This window comes from Streptomyces canus (genome assembly GCF_041435015.1).
GTDB lineage: Bacteria > Actinomycetota > Actinomycetes > Streptomycetales > Streptomycetaceae > Streptomyces > Streptomyces canus_G.
Map to the genome: position 1 here is coordinate 5,449,917 of NZ_CP107989.1, position 21,224 is coordinate 5,471,140.

Consider the following 21,224-nt stretch of genomic DNA (forward strand, 5'->3'; position numbering starts at 1 on the left):
GTCTACGCCGGGAGGTCCGCGTCCGGCCAGCGGGTACGGGCCTGTTCGCGGGATCGGAGCAGGGCCAGGGTCGGTAGCCCCCGGTCCGCTCCGGCGGCCAGCAGCTCCGGGAGCTGGGGAAGCGGAGCCACGGCTGCGACGTCGTCCAGGACGAGCGTCAGTGGTGGGTCGAGGCGACCGGAGGATGACCGTTCGGCCATGCGCCGGCCACGCTCGACCACGCTTGAGGTGAGGGCCGTCAGAAGGGGCATGGCGCCCGGATGGGTCCTGGGGTCCTCGATGGATTCACCCACCACATAAAGCGTGCCCCCTTCGTCGACGAAGGAATCCAAGGCGAGGGCATCATTTCGGTTGGGAGTGCATGCCTCGCGGATGTTGACCGTGAAGAGGGCGGAGAGGGCCCGGCTGGTCAGCTCCTGGGCGATGTCGCGGCGTTCGGGATGCGCGGTGAGAGCGGCTTCGAGTTCGCCCGCGGAGCCGGGGGCCGCCTTGGGGTGGGTGCGGAGGGTTCTCACGGCGTCCTGGATCTGGGCGCCCTGGCACCAGCGGTGGACGTGGCGGATGGTGCGGGCTTCTATCGCCGCGGCGTGGAGGTAGCTGCGCAGGAGCGTTTCGGCCACGTCGGCCACGGCCTGGTCGATCTTCGCAGTGGGGCGGACGGGGGCGAGGAGGGCCTGTGCCCTTGCCTTCGCCGTCTCCTTGGTCTCGCAGCCGGTGGTGGGGGACCAGTGGAGGCGGGCCGGGGTGTCGCAGAGGTGGGTGGGGTCGTAGACGTGGACCGGGCCCAGTTTGGCTCGGGCGTCTTTGGTGTCCAGCCAGATCGCGGGGTTCGAGGTGACGATGAGGATGGGGCCCTCCGCGTCCCTGATGGCCTGGGTCGCGGTGGGGTGGCGGGATTCTCTCGGGGCGTAGAGCACCGCGCCTGCGGGGCGAGGTGTCTCCCACCCGGCCCCTTGTCCACCCTTGGACAGGGAAGGGGGCAGCTTCGCAGCCGTCGGCGTCGGCGTCGCGAGAAGTGGCTCGGTGGGCTGCGGGGAGCTGGGGAGGGGAGCCGTGGCCGGTTGCGGTTGCGGCTCTGGCGTCGGCCTCGGGATCGGTACCTCGTGGACCGGTTCCGGTTGCGACCGTCGTTCCCGTGCCGCCAGTTTCTCCGCTCTCGTCCTTGCCCGTACCGCCCTCCAGCGGGCCAGTGTGCCCATCACGAAGATCGTCAGGACGACCAGGATCAGCAGCTGGCCGATGAACAGGCCCCAGACCAGGCCGTAGCCGGAGAGTTGGCCGACGGGAGTGTCGGGCCAGGCTCCGGAGATGTCCTCGGGGTGGCCGATGAGATGGCGCATGGCCTGGGGGGTGCGGGTGAAGGTGACGTCCTTGGGCCAGTCGCCGTGGGCGAACAGGCTCGCGAGGCCCGTCGCCGTCCAGACCAGCAGGGTCATGCCGAGGAGGAAGGCGAGTATGCCGACCAACAGCCCGTCCGGGACGCCTCCCTGGCCTCCCTGACCGCCCTGGTGGCGGTCGTCCGGTCTCACCACTTGCCCGCCCCTCCTACGCCACCGTCGACTCGGAGTCGCCCAGATGCTGCTCCACGAAGGCCGCCGCCCGCTCCTCCGCCTCCAACTCCGCGGCGCGCAGGGCGTCGTCGGTCAGGTCCCTGGAGGACTCCGTCATCGCTCGGTCGGTGAAGACCAGGGGGCGTTCGGTCTCGGTGACCAGGTGTTTGACCACCTGGACATTGCCGTTGACGTCCCAGACGGCGATGCCGGGGGTGAGGGAGGGGATGATCTCGACGGCCCAACGGGGCAGGCCCAGGACGCGGCCCGTCGCACGTGCCTCGTCCGCCTTCTGGGCGTAGATCGTCCTCGTCGACGCCATCTTCAGGATCGCCGCGGCCTCCTTGGCCGCCGCTCCGTCCACGACGTCGGACAGGTGGTGGACGACCGCGACGAAGGACAGGCCGAGCCGTCGGCCGAACTTCAGCAGCCGCTGGAAGAGCTGGGCCACGAAGGGGCTGGCGATGATGTGCCAGGCCTCCTCGACCAGGAAGATGCGCTTCTTCCGGTCGGGGCGGATCCAGGTGTGTTCCAGCCAAACTCCGACGATCGCCATGAGGATGGGCATGGCGATGGAGTTGCGGTCGATGTGGGACAAATCGAAGACGATCAGCGGCGCGTCCAGGTCGATGCCGACCGTGGTCGGGCCGTCGAACATGCCTCGCAGGTCACCGTCGACCAAGCGGTCGATGACCAGGGCGACATCGAGCCCCCACGCGCGGACGTCCTCTATGTCGACGTTCATCGCCTCGGCCGACTCGGGCTCGGGGTGCCGTAGTTGCTCCACGATGTCCGTGAGGATCGGCTGGCGGTCGACGATCGTCTCGTTGACGTAGGCGTGCGCGACCTTCAGCGCGAAGCCGGAGCGCTCGTCGAGGCCGTGACCCATCGCGACCTCGATGATGGTCCGGAGCAGGGCGAGCTGGCCGGTCGTCGTGATCGCGGGGTCGAGCGGGTTGAGGCGGATGCCCATGTCCAGGGCGGCCATCGGGTCCAGGCGGATGGGAGTTATCCCCAACTCCTGCGCGATCAGGTTCCATTCACCGACGCCGTCCTCGCCCTGGGCGTCCAGGACGACGACCTGGCGGTCGCGGAAGCGCAGCTGCCGTAGGACATACGTCTTCTCGAGCGCCGACTTGCCGTTGCCGGACTCGCCCAGGACCAGCCAGTGCGGTGCCGGGAGCTGCTGGCCGTAGAGCTGGAAGGGGTCGTAGATGTAGCCCTTGCCGGAGTAGACCTCGCGGCCGATGATCACCCCCGAGTCACCGAGGCCCGGCGCCGCGGTCGGGAGGTAGACCGCCTGCGCCTGGCCGGTGGAGGTGCGGACCGGCAGACGGGTCGTCTCGACCTTTCCGAAGAGGAAGGACGTGAAGGCCTCGGTGAGGATGGACATCGGATCCCGCATGCGGCAGCCCCTACCTTCGAATGCCGGTGGCGAACGGAAGGGTGTTCACGAAGGCGCGATGGTGCTCGCGGTCGCACCACTCCAGTTTCAGGTACGACTTTCCGGCCGAGGCCCGGATGGTCCGCTTGTCGCGGGCCAGGGCCTCGGGGTTACGGGAGGAGACGGTGATGTAGCCGACCAGGTTGACTCCGGCCGCGCCGCTCGCGAGGTCCTCGCCGCGCTGGTCGAGCCGGTTGTGGGCGGCGATGTCGCGCGGGTCCACGGTCCGGTTCATCTTGGCGGCGCGGGAGGCCTCCGCCTCGTCGTTCGTCTTCTCGGTCAGCATGCGTTCGATGGCGATCTCGGTGGGTTCGAGGTCCATCGTGACGGCGACCGTGCGGATGACGTCCGGGGTGTGGACGAGCAGGGGTGCCAGGAAGTTGACGCCCACCGGGGTCATCGGCCACTCCTTCACCCAGGCCGTGGCGTGGCACCAGGGCGCGCGGGTGCTGGACTCCCGGGTCTTCGCCTGGAGGAACGTCGGTTCCATGGCGTCGAGTTCGGCCGGCCAGGCGTTGCGCTTGGTCATCGCCTGGATGTGGTCGATGGGGTGGTCGGGGTCGTACATGGAGTGGATCAGTGAGGCCAGCCGGCCCTGGCCGAGGGGCTGGCGGACCCGGATGTCGGCCTCCTGGAGGCGGGAGCAGATGTCGGTCAGCTCCCGCGCCATGACGACGGCGAGCCCCGCGTCCCGGTCGAGCCTGCGGCCGGACTGGGGGCGGGCCGCGCGGGCCATCGCCTGGGCCTCGGCGGCGAGTTCGCGGTTGAAGTGCATGCAGGCGACGAGGTACGCGCGGTGCTGCTCGCTGCTGGTGGACACCATCGACTGGAGTTGGTCGTACGACGTCTGCAGCCAGGGCAGCGCCTTCTCTTCCCCGCGCATCGCGACGTCCTTGGCGTGGGCGTCGGGGTCGGCGGGGAGGGTGCGGGCGAGCATCTGGATGCGGGTGACGAAGCCGTCGCCGTTGGCCACGTGCTTGAGGAGGGTGCCGAAGCGGTCGACGAGGGCTTCCTGGTCCTCGGAGTCGCGCAGGCCGACGCCGGGGCCCTCGATCTCGATCGCGGCCGTCACCGTGCGGCGGTCCGCATGGAGCAGTACGGCGATCTCGTCGGGGCCGAACGGGGCGGCGAGCCAGTTGATCCGGCCGATGCCGGGGGGCGGGCCGATCTCGACCTCGCGGCCGTCGACGTGGGTGCCGGCCTCCATCACGGAGGAGCGGTAGGTCGTGCCCTGGCGCAGGGTCCGCTTGTAACTGCGGTTGATCTCGAACCACTTGTAGAACGTGCGGCGCTTGTACGGCACGTAGACCGCGGCGAGCGCGACGAGCGGGAAGCCCATCAGCAGCACGATGCGCAGGGAGAGCACCGGGACGAGGAGCCCGCACATCATGCCGAGGAACGCGCCCACGATGATGAGCGCGATCTCGCCCGTCTCGCGATTGCGGCCGACGATCGCGTTCGGCCGGGCGCGGCCGATCAGATATGTACGGCGGGGCGTGACCGTATGCGACACGTGGGACTCGGTCGTCAACGCCCGTCACCTCCTGTGCTGTTGCTGCCTGTGTTGCGGTTGCCGGCGTGCGGGGTGTTCACCGAGTTGCCCGCGCGGGGAGCGGGAGCGGCGGAGGGGACAGATCCGCCGCCTCCGTTCGGGGTGCGCGAGCTGTGGGCGGCGACTCCGCCGGACGCCGGGTTGCTCGGGCGGGCGCCCGATCCTCCGGAGGCCTGACCGTTGTTGTCGGCCCGGGAGCTGTGGGTCTTGATGCCCTGGGCGACCAGGGTGGCCGGGGAGCTGATCACCGCGGCGGCCTTGCCCTCGGCGTTCTGCATGATGCGGTTGTTGCGGGAGCCGGCGATCTCGTCGCCGAAGCCGGGGACGAAACGATAGATCATCGCGCTGGCGAAGATGGCGAGCAGGATGATGGCGAGGCCGGAGACGACGGCGGAGAAGGCGTCGGGGCCGTCGTCGGAGGAGAGTGCGCCGGCGAGGCCGAGGACGATGACGATCACCGGTTTGACCAGGATGACGGCGATCATGATGCCGGCCCAGCGGCGGACGTGGACCCAGAGGTTCTTGTCGACGAGGCCGGCGTAGACGACGGTGCCGAGGAGGGCGCCGACGTAGAGGAGGGCGGCTCGGATGACGAGCTCCAGCCACAGGACGCCGGCGGCGAGGATGCTGACGAGGGAGACGACGATCAGCATGATGGGGCCGCCGCCGATGTCGTTGCCCTTCTCCAGGGCGCCGGAGAAGGTGCCGAAGAACGTGTCGGTCTGGTCGCCGGTGGCCTTCGCGAGGACCTCTGAGACGCCGTCGGTGGCGGAGACGACGGTGTAGAGGATGAGGGGGGTGAAGGCGGACGCGAGGACGGTCAGCCACAGGAACCCGATCGCCTCGCTGATGGCGGTGGAGAGGGGGACGCCTCGCACCGCGCGCTTGGCTACGGCCAGCAGCCACAGGAGAAGGGTGAGGATGGTCGATGCCGCGAAGACGACCGCGTACTGCTGGAGGAACTTCTGGTTGGTGAAGTCGACGTTCGCGGTGTTCTTGACGGCGTCGCTGAGCTTGTCGATGGTCCAGGCGGCGGCCTTTGCACAGCTCTTGGCCAGGGAGGACATGGGGTCGAGGGTGGAGGTGGGGCTCAGGGAGGGGGATCCGCCTGAGGATCCGCCCGAGGAGTCACCTTCGCAGATCTGCTTGGCCTGGCCCGACAGGAGGCTGCAGTTGTCGGCGGTCTCGGTGGGGGTCGGCGTGGGTGTAGGTGCGGCTGCGGCGCGGGCGGCGAGCAGCACGACGGCGGTCTGTACGGTGGCGACTGTGGTGGCGACCTTGATTGCGAGGCGCTGGCTACCGGGCATAAGTGAAGCCTCCGTACTCCTGGACGGCCTGTGCCATTTCGTCAGCGCTCGACGCCTTGTCGTCCCCAGGAACGGGAGCGGGACCGTCCTTCTGGGAGAAGCTGTCGACCTTCCAGTCGCTGTCAGCCCAGCGCATTTGGAGGGTCATGGTGAACCAGTCGCTTGTCACCGGGTCGGTCGAGTCGGCGCCCGCCGTGCCGTACAAGCCGGTGCACCAGACCTCGATGGCCGCTGAGGTGTCCGATGCGCTCGTGACCTTGGTGCCGATCGGGACAGTGCGGGAGACGTAGGTGTGACCTGCGGCCGCGTCACCGTTCTGGTCGAGGCCGAGCTTGTTCAGGAAGTCCGCGGAGTATGCCTTGTTGAACTTGGCGGTCAGGGCGGCCTGCTTGTCCGTCACGAAGACCTGCTGGACGAGCTCGGCTCGGCGGGCCGGCTTCAGGATATCGGCGGAGACCAAGACCGTCGCATAGTTCGCCGCGGCGCTCTGCGCCCCCTGTGCGTCATGCGCGTACCCCGTCGGGATGACGCCCGGGGTGGACTTCACCGGCTTGGTGCCGCTGGGGGCTGTTGATGTGGCGTCCGGCCGGCTGCCCGCCCCTGTCGCCGAGGATGAGGAATCGTCGCCCCCACGGTTCGCGAAGGCGATCGCGGCGATCAGGAGGACGACGACGCCTACCACGGTGACCAGGCTTCGGGAGGACGAGCGGCCTCCCCGGCGGGCGCCGCCGTAGACGTCGCTGCTGCCCTCCGGGTACCGGGTGCGGGTCTGGCCGGTGCCGCCGTAACCGCCGGAGCCCTCTTGGTCGTCTCCGAGACTCATGCCGCTCACGTCCCCTCGACGTCGTACGAAAACGCGTAGGAGTACGACGGTAGCCGCGCTGGTTTCCGCGCGGGTGCGGTGTGGTGACTCGACATCAGGGAACGCAACCTCAGCCGGTGGGCACTGCGGACGGGGTGGGTTGGAGGGGCTGTACCGGACGCGGCGGCTATACGGCCATGCCGTACACGATGGTGAAGAGCGTGCCCAGGGAGCCGATGATGAAGACTCCCGTCAGCCCCGCGATGATGAGGCCCTTGCCCTGTTCCGCGCTGAAGGTGTCCCGCAGTGCGGTGGCTCCGATGCGCTGTTTGGCGGCGCCCCAGATGGCGATGCCGAGGCAGAGCAGGATGGCGACCGCCATGACAACCTGGATCATCGTCTTCGCCTCGGTCCCCAGCGCCCCGAAGGGGCCCCAGTCCGGAGCGATCCCGCCGATGATGGTGTTGATGTCTCCCTTGTCGGCCGCAAAGAGCATGTAAGTCACCGCCCCTGGTGGGTAGTTCCGTTTCCCCTGCCTGTGTGCAGAGGTCAGGCCTCATTGTCGCCGACAATTCTGCCGTCGTATGTCGACTTGGCGGCATTGGTTGGCGGGTTTCGTACGAATGACTGTCTGGTCACTCTGTGTATCACGGTAGGTAACGCCGGGCAATGAGGCCTGAGCGGAACCTGTCGTGTGGCTCCGTCGTTGACCCCTCTTACGACCTGCGGCGCTTCTGGCACCGATGTTCTGCGGGTGAAGGCTAACCCGGAGGGCCCCCGGCATGGCGAACGGGCCGCGGTGGGGAGACCGCGGCCCGTTCGTTGACGGAGAGTCAGCCGGTGAAGGCGCTCACTCCCTTGGGGGTGCCCCAGCCGGTCGGCCCGTCGTAGCCCGAGGTGGCGGTGCAGAAGTAGCTCGTCGAGCAGCTGCCGTTGTTGCCCGAGGTCACGTCGTTGAGGGAGGACGTGTGCTGGTAGGGGTACTGGGCCGGGTAGTCGCTGCTGCCGGGCGTACCGGCGAGTGCGTAGACGGCCGCGATGATCGGGGACGAGGCGCTGGTGCCGCCGAACGTGTACCAGCCGGCGGTGACGCCGTAGGAGTCGTAGACGGAGACGCCGGTGGCCGGGTCGGCCACGGCGGAGACGTCGGCGATCATGCGCTTGGTGCAGCCGGTGTCGGTCTGCCAGCTCGGCTTGGCGTCATAGGACGAGCAGCCGGAGCCCGTGCCCTCGGTGCTGCTGGTGTTCCAGACGGTCTCGGTCCAGCCGCGGGTGGTGGAGGACTTCGAGAGCGCGGTGCCGCCCACCGACGTCACGTACTTGGAGGCGGCGGGGTACTCGGCGCCGTACCCCTCGTCACCGGCGGAGACGGTGATGGCGACGCCGGGGTGGTTGAAGTACGAGGAGTCGTAGGAGGTGTCCGAGGAGGACTCGGAGCCGCCGTAGGAGTTGGAGACGAACTTGGCGCCCAGGGTGACGGCCTCGTTCACCGCCTTGCCCAGGTTGGCCATGGTGGCCGACTTGGCCTCGACGAGGAGGATCTTGGCGTTCGGGGCGATGGCGGAGACCATGTCGAGGTCGAGGGAGATCTCCTCGGACCAGCCGGCGTCGCTGGAGGGCAGGGAGGTCGTGGAGCCGGTCTGGGAGACCTTCTTGAAGCAGCCGCTCGCGCTGGTGCAGGCCGGCAGGCCGTAGTACGAGCGGTACTTGGCGAGGTCCGCCTCGGCGTTCGGGTCGTTGTAGGCGTCGACGATGGCGATGGTCTCGCCGGAGCCGTTGGCGGCGGCCGCGGCGGTCAGGCCGTACGCCGACTGGAGGTCGCTCGGGCCGTAGCCGGAGGGGGTGGCGGCGTCGGCGGCCTTGGGGGTGATGCCCCGGGCTTTCTGGAAGGCTGTGGTGCCACCCGTCACGCGGAGGGAGTTGCAGGCGAGTTCGCCGGTCTTCTTGGGGGTGGCGCAGGGGGTCGCGGCCCAGGTGACCTTGGCGGAGGTCGTCGCGTCCGCGTGGACCGCGGTGCCGAAGCCGGCGAGGACGAGGGCGGCGGTGACGGCCGTGGCGGAGCCGACGCGGTGCCATCTCAGGCGTATGTGGGGGAAGTTGGTACGCAAGGTGCAGCCTCCTGGTGGTGAGGGGACAGGGGCGGTGCGGGTGCGTGCCGTCGGTGCGGTTCCCGGCGGTGGGCGGCGGCCTGTGAGGACGCTCCACCTTGTTCAGTACGCGACAACAGAGAATGGCTGGAATTCTGACCTCCGCCATACCGAAAGTTGTCCCGGGCTTACTCGTGCATGGCCGCTGGATGGACTGCGGGCGGTGGTGACTTGACTCGCGTGGACACGGCGAACGGGCCGCGACCGGATGTCGCGACCCGTTGCCGTTGTGCCGCCCTTGAGAGGGGACCCCACGTCCCCCTCTCAAGGGCGGCGCCCCGTGACCCGACGGGGACACTCATGGAGGGGGATCAGCCGGTGAAGGCGCCCAGGCCTTGCGGGGTACCCAGGCCGGTGGGTCCGTCGTAGCCCGAGGTGGCGGTGCAGAAGTAGCTCGTGGAGCAGGAGCCGTTGTTGCCCGAGGTCACGTCGTTGAGGGCGGAGGTGTCCTCGTAGGGGTACTGGGCCGGGTAGTCGCTGCTGCCCGGGGTGCCCGCGAGGGCGTACACCGACGCGATGATGGGGGCGGAGGCGCTGGTGCCGCCGTAGGTGTTCCAGCCCGTGCCGTCCGAGCCGTAGGAGTCGTAGACGGAGACGCCGGTGGCCGGGTCGGCCACGGCGGAGACGTCGGCGATCATGCGCTTGGTGCAGCCGGTGTCGGTCTGCCAGGAGGGCTTGGCGTCGTACGAGGAGCAGCCCGACCCCGTGCCCTCGGTGGAGCTGGTCTTCCAGACGCTCTCGGTCCAGCCGCGGGAGGTGGAGGACGTGGACAGCTTGGTGCCGCCGACCGCGGTGACGTACTTGGAGGCGGCCGGGTATTCGGCGCCGTAGCCCTCGTCGCCCGCGGAGACGGTGATGGCGACGCCGGGGTGGTTGAAGTACGAGGAGTCGTAGGAGGTGTCCGAGGAGGACTCGGAGCCGCCGTAGGAGTTGGAGACGAACTTGGCGCCCAGGGTGACGGCCTCGTTCACCGCCTTGCCCAGGTTGGCCATGCTCGACGAACTCGCCTCGACCAGCAGGATCTTGGCGTTCGGGGCGATGGCGGAGACCATGTCGAGGTCGAGGGAGATCTCGCCGGCCCAGCCGCTGTCGGCGGTGGGGAGGGAGGTCGTGGAGCCGGTCTGGGAGACCTTCTTGAAGCAGCCGTTGGCGGTCGTGCAGGCCGGCAGGCCGTAGTAGCTGCGGTAGGTGGCCAGGTCCGCCACGGCGTTGGGGTCGTCGTAGGCGTCGACGATGGCGATGGTCTCGCCCGAGCCGTTGGAGGCGGCCGCGTCGGTCAGGCCGTACGCCGACTGGAGGTCGCTCGGGCCGTAGCCGGTCGGGGTGGCGGAGGAGGCGTTCGGCTTGAGCGTCTTGGCGGTCATGCCCTTCAGCGCGGCCTGCTTCTCCATGAACGCGGTGGTGCCGGCCGTGACGCGCAGGGCGTTGCAGGCGGCGTAGCCCTTCTTGGGGGTGGCGTCACACGCGCTCTCGTACTGCACATGGGCGTTGGCGACGGCGGTGGCGACGGCCTTGGCGCTCACGTGGTCGGGCGTGGCCGCGGTCGCGTGGACGGCGGTGCCGAGTCCGGCGAGGACAAGGGCGGAGGTGGCCACGGCGGTGGAGCCGGCCCGACGCCATCTGCCGGATCTGTGGGGGGAACGGGAAGTACGCAACGTACAGCCTCCTGGGAGTGGTTGCAGAGGCCTGCGGTGGGGGACCACCGGTGAGGTTCCCGGTGGGGGCGGCGACCCGCGTAGACCCTCGCCTTGTTGAGTACGTGACAACAAGGCAGGCGGTGGAATCCTGACTTCCGCCATACCCAAGGGCGTTGGGGGATTGCTGATCAATGGCGGGCGGATGGGCGGGGGATGGTCACGGCTTGACCATCTACACGCGTCGCACACAATTCCCGGGTGCGGGGCGGCGGGCGCGACTCCGGGTCAGCGGGGCTTGAGGCCGTACATCAGGTGATGGACCAGTCCCGACACGGCGGCCATGGCGGCCTCGGTGGTGAACTTGCCGGTGACGGCGAAGGACGCCAGGCCGTGGAGGGCGGTGCCCACGACGAGGGTGAGCTGCTCGGGGTCGCCGTCGACGATCTCGCCGCGCTGCTGGGCGGCTGCGACGGCCCGCTCCAGGGCGCCCACCGTGCGGTCGATCGCGGCGGTCATCTGCTCGGCGGCGCCGGGCTCGTGCTTGCGGGCGTACATCAGCTCCAGGAGCTCGGCATTGTCGATGGCGAAGCCCAGGTAGGTCCGGGCCAGGACGGTGAGGCGGTCCTGGAGGGGGAGCCCCGGTTCGTCGGCGGCATCGAGGGCCTCGGCCATGCGGTCGTATCCGACCAGGGCGAGGGCGTTGAGCAGGGCCTGCTTGTCCTTGAAGTGCCGGCCGGGGGCGGCGTGGCTGACGCCGAGGTCGCGGGCGAGTTCCCGCAGGGAGAGGGAGGCGCTGCCCTTGTCGCGGAGGGTGCGCTCGGCGGCGGCGAGGAGGGCGGAGCGCAGGTCTCCGTGGTGGTAGGGGCGGGTCTCGGGCTTCTCGGCTGGCATGGGTGCCATCGTATCCGGATGTAGTCGATGCCAGCATTGTTGTCATTGACAGCATTGTTGGCGGCGTCTACATTCGAGCGTATGGCTACCGACAAGCAGCAGAAGTGGAACGCGACCCGCCTCCCCGACCAGACCGGCCGCACGGCGGTGGTCACGGGGGCGAACAGCGGTATCGGACTCCGGGCCGCGCAGGCCCTGGCCGGAGCGGGCGCGCACGTCGTGTTCGCCGTACGGGACCCGGAGCGCGGTGAGGCCGCGGCGAGGACCGTGAACGGCAGCACGGAGGTCCGGCGGCTGGATCTGGCGGACCTGTCCTCGGTGCGGGAGTTCGCGGCGGGGTGGGACCGCCCGCTGGATCTGCTGATCAACAACGCGGGCGTGATGATGGTCCCGCAGCAGCGGACGGCGGACGGCTTCGAGATGCAGTTCGGCACGAACCATCTGGGTCACTTCGCGTTGACGAACCTGCTGTTGCCGTACGTCACCGACCGGGTCGTGACGGTGTCCTCGGGTGCGCACCGCTGGGGCGACCAGCGGATCCGCTTCGACGACCTGAACAGGACGTCGGACTACGACCCGAGGGGCGTCTACGGCCAGTCGAAGCTGGCGAACCTGCTGTTCGTGCTGGAACTCCAGCGGCGGCTGACGGAGTCGGGCTCCCGGGTCCGTGCCCTGGCGGCCCACCCCGGCTACTCGGCCACCAACCTCCAGAGCCACGCGGCCAGTTCGGCGGCCCGGGTGTTCATGAAGTTCGGCAACAGGTTCCTGGCGCAGGACGACCGCGCGGGCGCACTGCCCACGCTGTACGCGGCGACGCAGGAGCTGCCGGGGGCGAGCTATGTCGGGCCGGACGGGCTCGGCGAGATGCGGGGTGCGCCGACTCTGGTGGGCCGGAGCGCGGCCGCGAGCGACCCCGACGTCGCCCGCCGCCTGTGGACGGCGTCGGAGGAGCTGACGGGGACGCGTTATCCACAGGGTGTGGGCACGCGGGGCTGAGCCGTTGGCCCTGGCGCCCCGCCGGCCTCAAGGCGATCCGGTCAGGTGCCCGGCGTTCGCCCAGAACGCGCGCAGCGCGCCGGCGAGTTCCTCCGGCGCCTCCTCGGCCATGTGGTGCCCGGAGTCGATCGGACCGCCCTCCAGCCGGTCGCCCGCCCAGTCGCGCCAGACGTCCAGGACGTCGCCGTAGAGGTCCCTCATGTCGTCGCGGGTGGCCCACAGGACCTGGAGCGGGCTGTCGATGCGCCGGCCGGCCCGGCGGTCGGCGTCGTCGTGCTCCCGGTCGACACCGAGGCCGGCCCGGTAGTCCTCGCACATGGCGTGCACGGTGGCCGGGTCGTGGATCGCGTGCCGGTAGTCCTCGTACGCCTCGGCGCCCATCTGCTCGGCGGTGGCCGTGTACCAGGCGTCGGGGTCGGCGTTGATGACGCGTTCGGCGGGCTTGTCCGTCTGGCCGAGGAAGAACCAGTGCCACCAGTTCGCCGCGAAGCCGGCGTCGCAGCGGCGCAGGGCCTCCCCGAGGGGGACGGCGTCCAGCACGCCGACGGCGGACACGGCCGTGGGATGGTCGAGGGCGAGCCGGGTGGCCACGTACGCGCCCCGGTCGTGCCCGACGACCGTGAACCGCTCGTGTCCGAGGCGGCGCATGACCGCGAGGCAGTCGCCGGCCATGGCGCGCTTGGAGTACGGACGGTGTTCCGGATCGGTCGCGGGCTTGTCGGACCGGCCGTAGCCGCGCAGATCGGGGCAGACGACGGTGTGACCGGCCGCGGCCAGCAGCGGGGCGACGCGATGCCAGGTGGCGTGCGTACGGGGATGTCCGTGCAGGAGCAGCACGGCCGGGCCGCTGCCGCCGTGCCGCACCCGCAGCCGGACCCCGTCGTCGCCCTCGCACCGCGTCAGCTCGAAACCGTCGAACACACCGGCCTCCCGGGCTCGCCGTAACGGCTCTGTTGCCCCGGGGCACGGGATTCACACCGTCGCACAGGGTGCGTGAAACCGCCACTTGATGCGTTTCTCACTTTCGTGCGGAATGCTTTCTTCCGTGAAGCGCACGCCACGTCTCGCTCTCCACGCCGCAGCCGTCCTGCTCACCGTCACCTCGGCCTCCGAGGCGGCCGCCGACGACGGGGCGGGGCCCTTCGGGGTGACGACAGTCGCCGTGGCGACCTCACAGAACGCCCGTGTGGGAGCCCTCTTCGCAGGAAAGAAGCACTTCTGCACCGCCTCCGTCGTCCGCAGCCCGCACCGGGACCTCCTCGTCACCGCCGCGCACTGTCTCGACGACGGCGACGACGGCCTCGTGTTCGTGCCCGGTTACCGGGACGGCACAGCGCCGTACGGGAAGTGGAAGGTGCGCGAGCGGTACATGCCCGAGGGGTGGTCCAAGGGGCAGGACGAGGACAGTGATGTCGCCTTCGCCACGGTCGAGGGGGACATCCAGGACGCCGTCGGGGGGAACCGGTTCGTGACCGGCACCGCCACCGGGGCCACCGCCGTCACCGTCATCGGGTATCCCGCCTCCCGTGACCTGCCGATCAGCTGCACCAACAAGCCGACCGCGCACAGCCGTACGCAACAGCGCATCGACTGCCCCGCGTTCACCGGCGGGACCAGCGGCAGTCCCTGGGTGAACGGGAACGGGCAGGTCGTGGGGATACTCGGCGGGCACGAGCAGGGTGGGTCGACGCCCGACGTGTCGTACAGCGTGGTCCTCGGGGCGGAGGCCGCCGCGCTCTACCGGGACGTGGTCGGCTGATCTTCGCGCCGACCCCGCCGAGTACCCCGGTTTCCCGCGGGGAAGCTCCTAGACTGACGCGGGCGGACTCCCAGTGGGCGAGGGGCGGTTGACGGTGCGTAAGGCGTGGCTCGTGGCGGGCGCCGTTTTCGGGGCGGGGCTCAGCTTCGTGATGCTGCTCGTCGTGGGGGTCTACGTCGTCGCCGGCAACCTCGCCGGCGGGGTGGGCGGAGCCACCAGGGCCCTGGCCAAAGGCGCTGTTCCGGCCGCCTACCAGAACCTCGTGCAGAAGTGGGGCAATCTCTGCCCCGCCATCAACCCGGCGCTGCTCGCCGCCCAGCTCTACCAGGAGAGCGGATTCAACCCGAAGGCCCAGAGCGCCGCGGCGGCGCAGGGAATAGCGCAGTTCATTCCGGGGACCTGGGCCACGCACGGGGTCGACGGGGACGGCGACGGCGACAAGGACGTATGGGACCCCAATGACGCGATTCCCTCGGCGGCTTCCTACGACTGCTCGCTCGCGTCCTATGTGAAGGACGTCCCGGGGAACATCACCGAGAACATGCTCGCCTCCTACAACGCGGGCGCCTACGCGGTCATCAAGTACGGGGGCGTACCGCCGTACAAGGAAACCCAGAACTACGTGAAGACCATCACGACCTTGGAGGAGAGCTTCGCGGCGCCGGTGAGCCGGGTCGATCCCTCCAAGCAGGCCGCCGGGGCCATCTACTACGCGCAGAAGAAGCTCGGAACGCCCTATCTGTGGGGCGGGACCGGTACCGCCGAGCAGGGCGGGCGCTTCGACTGTTCGGGGCTGACGCAGGCCTCGTACGAGAGCGTGGGCATCACGCTGCCGCGCGTCGCGAACGATCAGTACAACGCCGGCCCGCATCCGGCCAGAAGTGAACTGTTGCCGGGGGACCTGGTGTTCTTCTCCACGGACCCCACCAACTCGCGCGCCATCCACCATGTGGGGATTTATGTGGGCGGCGGGTACATGATCGACGCACCGAGAACTGGTGCTGTGATCCGGTTCGACCCGATCGACACTTCTGAGTACTTCGGCGCCACCCGGGTCACCGAAGATGGCGCGAAAGCATTGCCCACGACGGTGTGACCGAGCGTGAAACTCACCCCCTGAGCTGCGGCGATGTGTCTCTCTTCGATAACGTCTGCGTGATCATTCAGTGGAGTGTGGAACGTATTAACGGGAGCCATGCGTTCCTGTGGGCGTAGCCGAGCGCACATGGGTACGCCGGGAAAGACGACGAAGGGGCCGCAGCACCATGGCTGTTCTCGCCGAATCCGGGTCGAACCCCGACGTCGACCTGCTCTACGACATCAACGGCCTGGCCAAGGACGCCCCGCACTGGTTCGACCGGGTCATGGAGTACGTCGGGGAGTACGGCATCCTGCTCGGGATGGTGCTGCTCATCCTGTGGTGCTGGTGGGCGGGCCGCCGGCGTGGGGGTGAGGACGCGGCGTCCTCCGTGGCCGCGTTGGTGTGGGCGCCGCTCGCCGCCGCGCTGGCCGTGCTGGTGAACGTGCCCATAAGGGGATTCGTCGAGCGGCCCCGGCCGTTCCGGACCCATGAGGGGCTCGAGGTCCTGGTTTCCGGGAAGACCGACTACTCCTTCGTGAGCGACCACGCGACGATCACCATGGCGATGGCTGCCGGGCTGTTCGTGGTCAACCGGAAGTTCGGGCTCGTCGGCATCGCGCTCGCGCTGCTCGAAGGGTTCTGCCGGGTGTACATGGGTGTGCACTATCCGACGGACGTCATCGGCGGGTTCGCGCTCGGGACGGCGGTGGCCCTGTTGTTGTCGCCGCTCGCGATGGCTCTTCTCACGCCGGTGATGAAGGCGGTCGAGAGGTCGTCGAAGGGGGCGTGGATCGTCCGCGCGCGAGGGGTCGAGCAGGGAACCTCGGTGATTCCCGGGGCCCGGCAGGAGGCCGCGGCCTCCGAGAGGGATCTCGCCGCGTAGTGCATGACGGCTACAGCGACTGCGGGTAGGTGAAGAACCCCTGCGGGTCGTACTGCTTCTTCACCTTGCCCAGCTTGGTCGCCGCGTCGCCGTAGTACGCCTTCCGCCAGTCCTTCAGCGTCGGGTCCGTGTAGTTCTGGTAGGCCGCGCCCGAGGCGTACGGCTTCATCGCGTCGTGCGCTCCCGTCAGCCAGGACTGGGCCGTCGTGCCCGTCGATCCCGCCTTCCAGGACGCGAGGTACTGGGCCAGCATGCGGGAGCGGCGGTGGACGAAGGCCGTCGCGGTGGGGGAGACGCGGTTGACCGCGCCGCCCAGCGCGGTCAGGGCGATGCTGCCCGAGCCGCCCCGGACCGAGGCGATCTGCCTCAGGAGGGTCTGGATGCCGGCCGCCGAGAGCGAGCGGTCGAAGAAGTCCGAGTGGGCCGCGTAGGTCTCGCGCCCCAGGGCGCCCTGGGCTGAGCGGCCCGGGGTGGAGCCGGGCAGGTGGCACCTGGCGTCCGTGGAGAAGGACGAGCAGCCCGCGTACGCCTCCATCGCGCTCTCGTAGGAGTGCCGCCTGAGCGTCACGCTGCGGGCCGGTGAGCCGATCCTGTCGGCCAGGCGGTCGAGCGCGTTCTGGAGCTCGCCGTAGGTGCCCAGGGAGAACGCCGCGACCGCCACGGAGGGCGAGCCGCCGTTCTCCAGGTGGCAGGAGGACCAGATCTCGTCGGGCTGGGTGGGGCCCCACTCCTGCCATGCCTTCACCACGGCGGCCGCCCTGGACCACGGCCAGGTCGCGTACGCGGTCACGCCCTGCGGGGCGGGGTGGGTCCTGAAGTGCAGTTCGGTCACCACGCCGAAATTGCCGTTGCCGGCGCCGCGCAGCGCCCAGAAGAGGTCCTTGTTCGTGGACGCGTCGGCGGTCAGCTCCTTGCCGTCGGCCGTGATCAGCGTCGCCCGGGTGAGGCTGTCGCAGGTCAGTCCGTAGGCCCGGGAGGCCACGCCGTGACCGCCGCCCAGGGTGAGACCGGAGACGCCGACCGTCGGGCACGAGCCCCCCGGGATGGTCACGCCCTTGGCGGTGAGGGCCCGGTAGACGTCGATCAGCTTGGCGCCGGCGCCTATGACCGCGGTGCCGCCCGAGGCGCGGACGCGGTTCAGCTGGGAGACATCGACGATCAGCCTGTTGTTCCCCGAGGACCAGCCGGCGTAGGAGTGGCCGCCGTTGCGGATCGCCACCCGGGTGCCGTGAGTGCGGGCATAGGCGACAATGGTTCGGATATCGTCCGCGTTCGCCACGTACGCGACGGCCGCGGGCTTCAGCGAGTCGAAGCGGGTGTTGTAGAGCTGCCGGGCCGTCGTCCAGTCGGCGTCGCCGGGGCGGACCAGGGGGCCGTCCAGGTCGCGGGCGAGGGCCGACCAGTTCGCGGCGGCCGCGGCGGGCGTACGGGAGGAGAGGGACTGGCCGATGGTGCTCTGCGCGGCGCCGGCGCTTTTCCTGCCGTCGCACGCGGCCGTGGCCACCGCCGTGATCGCGGCCGCGCCGCCCCCGATGAACGTACGCCGTTCCATGTGTCCGTGCCTTTCGTCGGCCTCGTCGGCTTCCGTGGTACGAGACGGGACTGCGGGGGTGAGGGTTCCCTGGAGGGTTCCGGAATCACACTGTGCCCTCGACGTAAGCGTTCCGTGACCTCACCGCACCTTCTGCAGGGGTTCACCCGCAGTTCACTTCCGGCCATCAACGCCTTCACCTGATCTGCCTAATTTCGGCCTTACGCGATGCGTGGTGCGTCTCGAATGCGCATCCGTATCACCCAGACTTCGCGCACGCCGCCGGATTCAGGACGGCGGCTCCCGGAAGGAACTCAAGTGAAGCTTCAGCGCAAGAACCGGCGGGCCCTCGCCTTCGGTGCTCTCGCCGTCTCCGGCGCCCTGGCCCTCACGGCGTGCGGCTCGGACGACACCAGCGACGGCGGTGGCAGCAGCGCGTCCTCGACCGCCAACGCCAGCACCATCAAGTGCGACGACGCCAAGGGCCAGCTGCTCGCCGACGGCTCCTCCGCGCAGAAGAACGCGATCGACGCCTGGGTCAAGCAGTTCACGCAGGCCTGTGGCGTGCAGATCAACTACAAGGGCGGCGGCTCCGGCGCCGGTGTGACCGCGTTCAACAACGGCCAGGTCGCCTTCGCCGGCTCCGACTCCGCGCTGAAGCCCGAAGAGGTCACGGCCTCCAAGAAGGTCTGCTCCGGCGGCCAGGGCATCGACCTGCCGATGGTCGGCGGCCCGATCGCCCTCGGCATCAACATCTCCGGTGTCGACAAGCTCACGCTGGACGCGCCCACCATCGCCAAGATCTTCAACGCCAAGATCACCAGCTGGAACGACCCGGCGATCGCCAAGCTGAACCCGGGCGTGAAGCTCCCCAGCCTGAAGATCCAGGCGTTCCACCGCTCGGACGACTCCGGTACGACGGACAACTTCACCAAGTACCTGATCGCCACCGCCAAGAGCGACTGGCCCTACGACGGCGGCAAGACCTGGCAGGCCAAGGGCGGCCAGTCCGCCGCGCAGTCCTCCGGTGTGGCCCAGCAGGTGAAGCAGACCAACGGTGCCATCGGCTACTTCGAGCTCTCCTACGCCAAGGACGGCATCACGCCGGTCAGCATCGACACCGGCGCCTCCGCCCCGGTCGAGCCCACCACCGAGAACGCCTCCAAGGCCATCGCGGACGCCAAGGTCGTCGGCACCGGCTCGGACCTGGCGCTCCAGCTGAACTACGCGACCAAGGCCGACGGCGCCTACCCGATGGTCCTCGTCACGTACGAGATCGTCTGCGACAAGGGCAACAAGTCCGACACCCTGGCCGCCACCAAGGCGTTCCTGCGCTACACCGCCTCCGAGGACGGCCAGAAGGTCCTCGCGGACAACGACTACGCGCCGATCCCCGACGACATCATCGCCAAGGTCCGCACCACCATCGAGGGCCTGAGCTGACCTGAGCGTGTGGTCGGTTCGGGGCCCGCTTCGAGGGACCCGGGCCGGCCACACCGTCCGGTGCACCGCCGCCAAGAGCCGTACGACACGTGCGGCTCAGCAGACCGGAGAACCCGATGGACACCACACAGATAACAGACGCACCTCCCCCCACCCCCCAGCCCACCGAGGCCGAGCAGAAGCGCGCGGCCCGTGGCGCCACCCGACCCGGCGACCGGATCTTCCTCGGTCTCTCCCGCGGGTCGGGCATCCTGCTGCTGGTGATCATGGCCGCCATCGCCGGCTTCCTCACCTACCGCGCCTCGATCGCGATCAGCAAGGACGACGCCAACTTCTTCACCGCCTTTGAGTGGAACACCCAGCTCATTCCGCCGAAGTTCGGCATCGCCGTCCTCGTCTTCGGCACGGTTGTCTCCTCGATCATCGCCATGGCCATCGCGGTCCCGGTCGCGGTCGCCATCGCGCTGTTCCTCACGCACTACGCCCCGCGCAGACTGCGCGGCCCGATCTCCTACGTGATCGATCTGCTCGCCGCGGTGCCGTCCATCGTGTACGGCCTGTGGGGCGCCCTGATCCTCGTGCCGCACATGAACGGCCTCTACGGCTGGCTCGACGACTACCTCGGCTGGACCGGCATCTTCAAGTGGCAGGGCGGCGCGCCCCGCTCGATGCTCACCGTCGGCATCCTGCTCGCGATCATGATCCTGCCGATCATCACCAACGTGAGCCGCGAGGTCTTCCGCCAGGCCCCGCAGATGATCGAAGAGGCGGCCCTCGCCCTCGGCGCCACCCGCTGGGAGGTCATCCGCATGGCGGTGATCCCCTTCGGCCGCTCCGGCGTGATCTCCGCCTCGATGCTCGGTCTCGGCCGCGCGCTCGGCGAGACGATGGCCGTGGCCACCGTGCTCTCGCCGACCTTCGACATCCAGGCCAGCCTGCTCGACCCGGGCGGCGGCACCTTCGCCCAGAACATCGCCAGCAAGTTCGGTGAGGCCAGCGAAACGGGCCGGGATGCGCTGATCGCCTCCGGCCTGGTGCTGTTCGTCATCACCCTGCTGGTCAACGGCGCGGCTCGCATGATCATCGCCCGCCGCAAGGAGTACTCGGGGGCCAACGCATGAGCAACGCCGTCATCGCCGACAAGCCCCGCAGCACCCTGCGCGGCGCCAGCCTCCCCAAGTGGTCCCCGTACGCCATCGCCGCCGGCTCCGTCGCCCTCGGTCTCGGCATCAGCGCGGCCGCCGGCCTGGACAGCAGTATCCAGTGGGCGCTGATCGCCGGGCTCCTGTTCGTTCTCGGCACGTACGTCATCGCCGCCCGCGTGGAGGGCCGCCGTCAGGCCAAGGACCGGGTCGCGACCGCGCTGGTCTGGGTCGCCTTCCTGCTCGCCGTCGTCCCGTTGGTCTCCCTGGTGTGGTCGACGGTCTCGCGCGGACTGAAGGTCCTCGACATCTTCTTCCTGACCCACTCGATGGGTCTGGTCGCCGACTCCGAGCCGGGCGGCGGTATCTACCACGCCATCCTCGGCAGCCTGGAACAGGTCGCTCTCGCCACCGTGATCGCGGCGCCGATCGGTGTGCTCACCGCGATCTATCTGGTCGAGTACGGGCGCGGAAAGCTTGCCAAGGCCGTCACGTTCTTCGTCGATGTCATGACGGGCATCCCGTCGATCGTCGCGGGTCTGTTCATCCTCTCGATCATGCTGATGTTCGACATGCAGCCCTTCGGGTTCGCCGGCTCGCTCGCCCTGGCCATCCTGATGATGCCGGTCGTGGTCCGCTCCACGGAGGAGATGCTCAAGCTCGTCCCGAACGAGCTGCGCGAGGCGTCCCTGGCGCTCGGCATCCCGAAGTGGCGCACGATCCTGAAGGTGGTCATCCCGACCTCCATCGGCGGCATCACCACCGGCATCATGCTGGCGGTCGCCCGTATCGCGGGCGAGACCGCGCCGGTGCTGCTGCTGGTCTGGGGCAACTCGCTCATCAACTCCAACCCCTTCGAGGGTGCGCAGCAGTCGTTGCCGCTGTACATCTATCAGCAGTACGCGAACAGCGCGGGAGCCGGTGCGGCCTACGACCGTGCGTGGGCGGCGTCTCTGACGCTGATCGCCTTCGTGATGATCCTCAACCTGGTGGCTCGCGGCATCGCCCGCTGGAAGGCCCCGAAGACCGGTCGCTGACGCGACCCCCCAGCGACTGATC

The 21,224-nt window shown here is 69.4% G+C and carries 18 protein-coding genes; 7 read left to right on the plus strand and 11 right to left on the minus strand.

What is annotated here, in order from left to right:
- Positions 1–2: 2 nt before the first annotated feature.
- The 9 genes from OG841_RS24840 to OG841_RS24880 all read right to left on the minus strand — a co-directional run bounded on the left by OG841_RS24840 (position 3) and on the right by OG841_RS24880 (position 11,339).
- The gene (locus OG841_RS24840; RefSeq protein WP_371570813.1) at positions 3–1,529 is read right to left on the minus strand and encodes a type IV secretory system conjugative DNA transfer family protein; all 1,527 of its coding nucleotides are present in this window, start codon (positions 1,527–1,529) and stop codon (positions 3–5) included.
- Positions 1,530–1,545: 16 nt separating this feature from the next.
- Entirely contained in the window at positions 1,546–2,955 is a 1,410-nt protein-coding gene (locus OG841_RS24845) for an ATP-binding protein (RefSeq protein ID WP_328639471.1), read from the minus strand.
- Between the two features lie 10 nt (positions 2,956–2,965).
- Entirely contained in the window at positions 2,966–4,525 is a 1,560-nt protein-coding gene (locus OG841_RS24850) for an SCO6880 family protein (protein ID WP_328639470.1), read from the minus strand.
- Positions 4,522–5,853, minus strand: coding sequence for a hypothetical protein (locus tag OG841_RS24855; protein ID WP_365121893.1), 1,332 nt, complete (start codon positions 5,851–5,853; stop codon positions 4,522–4,524). The genes OG841_RS24850 and OG841_RS24855 overlap by 4 nt, the downstream gene beginning before the upstream one ends.
- The gene (locus tag OG841_RS24860) at positions 5,843–6,676 is read right to left on the minus strand and encodes a hypothetical protein (protein WP_328639468.1); all 834 of its coding nucleotides are present in this window, start codon (positions 6,674–6,676) and stop codon (positions 5,843–5,845) included. Before OG841_RS24860 ends, OG841_RS24855 begins: the two co-directional genes overlap by 11 nt.
- A gap of 166 nt (positions 6,677–6,842) precedes the next feature.
- On the minus strand, positions 6,843–7,151 hold the full coding sequence (locus OG841_RS24865) for a hypothetical protein (RefSeq protein ID WP_007383036.1): 309 nt from the start codon (positions 7,149–7,151) through the stop codon (positions 6,843–6,845).
- Positions 7,152–7,488: 337 nt separating this feature from the next.
- Positions 7,489–8,763: a S53 family peptidase gene (locus OG841_RS24870; RefSeq protein ID WP_328639467.1), complete on the minus strand. Its 1,275-nt coding sequence runs from the start codon at positions 8,761–8,763 to the stop codon at positions 7,489–7,491.
- A gap of 350 nt (positions 8,764–9,113) precedes the next feature.
- On the minus strand, positions 9,114–10,457 hold the full coding sequence (locus OG841_RS24875) for a S53 family peptidase (RefSeq protein WP_328639466.1): 1,344 nt from the start codon (positions 10,455–10,457) through the stop codon (positions 9,114–9,116).
- 267 nt (positions 10,458–10,724) lie between these two features.
- Entirely contained in the window at positions 10,725–11,339 is a 615-nt protein-coding gene (locus OG841_RS24880) for a TetR/AcrR family transcriptional regulator (protein ID WP_328639465.1), read from the minus strand.
- A gap of 72 nt (positions 11,340–11,411) precedes the next feature.
- On the opposite strand from OG841_RS24880, the gene OG841_RS24885 reads away from it, so the two are divergent.
- Positions 11,412–12,326 (plus strand): oxidoreductase, encoded by a 915-nt coding sequence (locus tag OG841_RS24885; protein WP_328639464.1) that lies wholly within the window; start codon positions 11,412–11,414, stop codon positions 12,324–12,326.
- Between the two features lie 27 nt (positions 12,327–12,353).
- Here OG841_RS24885 and OG841_RS24890 read toward each other — a convergent pair whose 3' ends face one another.
- Positions 12,354–13,247 carry an alpha/beta fold hydrolase gene (locus OG841_RS24890; protein ID WP_328639463.1) on the minus strand — a complete coding sequence of 298 codons (894 nt, stop codon included), beginning with the start codon at positions 13,245–13,247 and terminating at the stop codon, positions 12,354–12,356.
- Positions 13,248–13,335: 88 nt separating this feature from the next.
- On the opposite strand from OG841_RS24890, the gene OG841_RS24895 reads away from it, so the two are divergent.
- The 3 genes from OG841_RS24895 to OG841_RS24905 all read left to right on the plus strand — a co-directional run bounded on the left by OG841_RS24895 (position 13,336) and on the right by OG841_RS24905 (position 16,049).
- Positions 13,336–14,085 (plus strand): trypsin-like serine peptidase, encoded by a 750-nt coding sequence (locus OG841_RS24895; protein ID WP_371566885.1) that lies wholly within the window; start codon positions 13,336–13,338, stop codon positions 14,083–14,085.
- An 88-nt stretch (positions 14,086–14,173) separates the two neighbouring features.
- Positions 14,174–15,181 (plus strand): C40 family peptidase, encoded by a 1,008-nt coding sequence (locus OG841_RS24900; RefSeq protein ID WP_328639461.1) that lies wholly within the window; start codon positions 14,174–14,176, stop codon positions 15,179–15,181.
- A gap of 169 nt (positions 15,182–15,350) precedes the next feature.
- Positions 15,351–16,049, plus strand: a complete 699-nt coding sequence (locus OG841_RS24905) for a phosphatase PAP2 family protein (RefSeq protein WP_328639460.1) — start codon at positions 15,351–15,353, stop codon at positions 16,047–16,049.
- A gap of 10 nt (positions 16,050–16,059) precedes the next feature.
- Here OG841_RS24905 and OG841_RS24910 read toward each other — a convergent pair whose 3' ends face one another.
- Positions 16,060–17,601: an FAD-binding oxidoreductase gene (locus tag OG841_RS24910; protein WP_371566886.1), complete on the minus strand. Its 1,542-nt coding sequence runs from the start codon at positions 17,599–17,601 to the stop codon at positions 16,060–16,062.
- Between the two features lie 297 nt (positions 17,602–17,898).
- Here OG841_RS24910 and pstS point away from each other — a divergent pair, with 297 nt between their 5' ends.
- The 3 genes from pstS (at position 17,899) to pstA (ending at position 21,202) form a co-directional block, all read left to right on the plus strand.
- Positions 17,899–19,023 carry a phosphate ABC transporter substrate-binding protein PstS gene (gene pstS, locus OG841_RS24915; protein WP_328639458.1) on the plus strand — a complete coding sequence of 375 codons (1,125 nt, stop codon included), beginning with the start codon at positions 17,899–17,901 and terminating at the stop codon, positions 19,021–19,023.
- Between the two features lie 116 nt (positions 19,024–19,139).
- Positions 19,140–20,144, plus strand: a complete 1,005-nt coding sequence (gene pstC / locus OG841_RS24920) for a phosphate ABC transporter permease subunit PstC (RefSeq protein WP_328639457.1) — start codon at positions 19,140–19,142, stop codon at positions 20,142–20,144.
- Positions 20,141–21,202 carry a phosphate ABC transporter permease PstA gene (gene pstA / locus OG841_RS24925; protein WP_328639456.1) on the plus strand — a complete coding sequence of 354 codons (1,062 nt, stop codon included), beginning with the start codon at positions 20,141–20,143 and terminating at the stop codon, positions 21,200–21,202. Before pstC ends, pstA begins: the two co-directional genes overlap by 4 nt.
- The last annotated feature ends 22 nt before the right edge of the window (positions 21,203–21,224 follow it).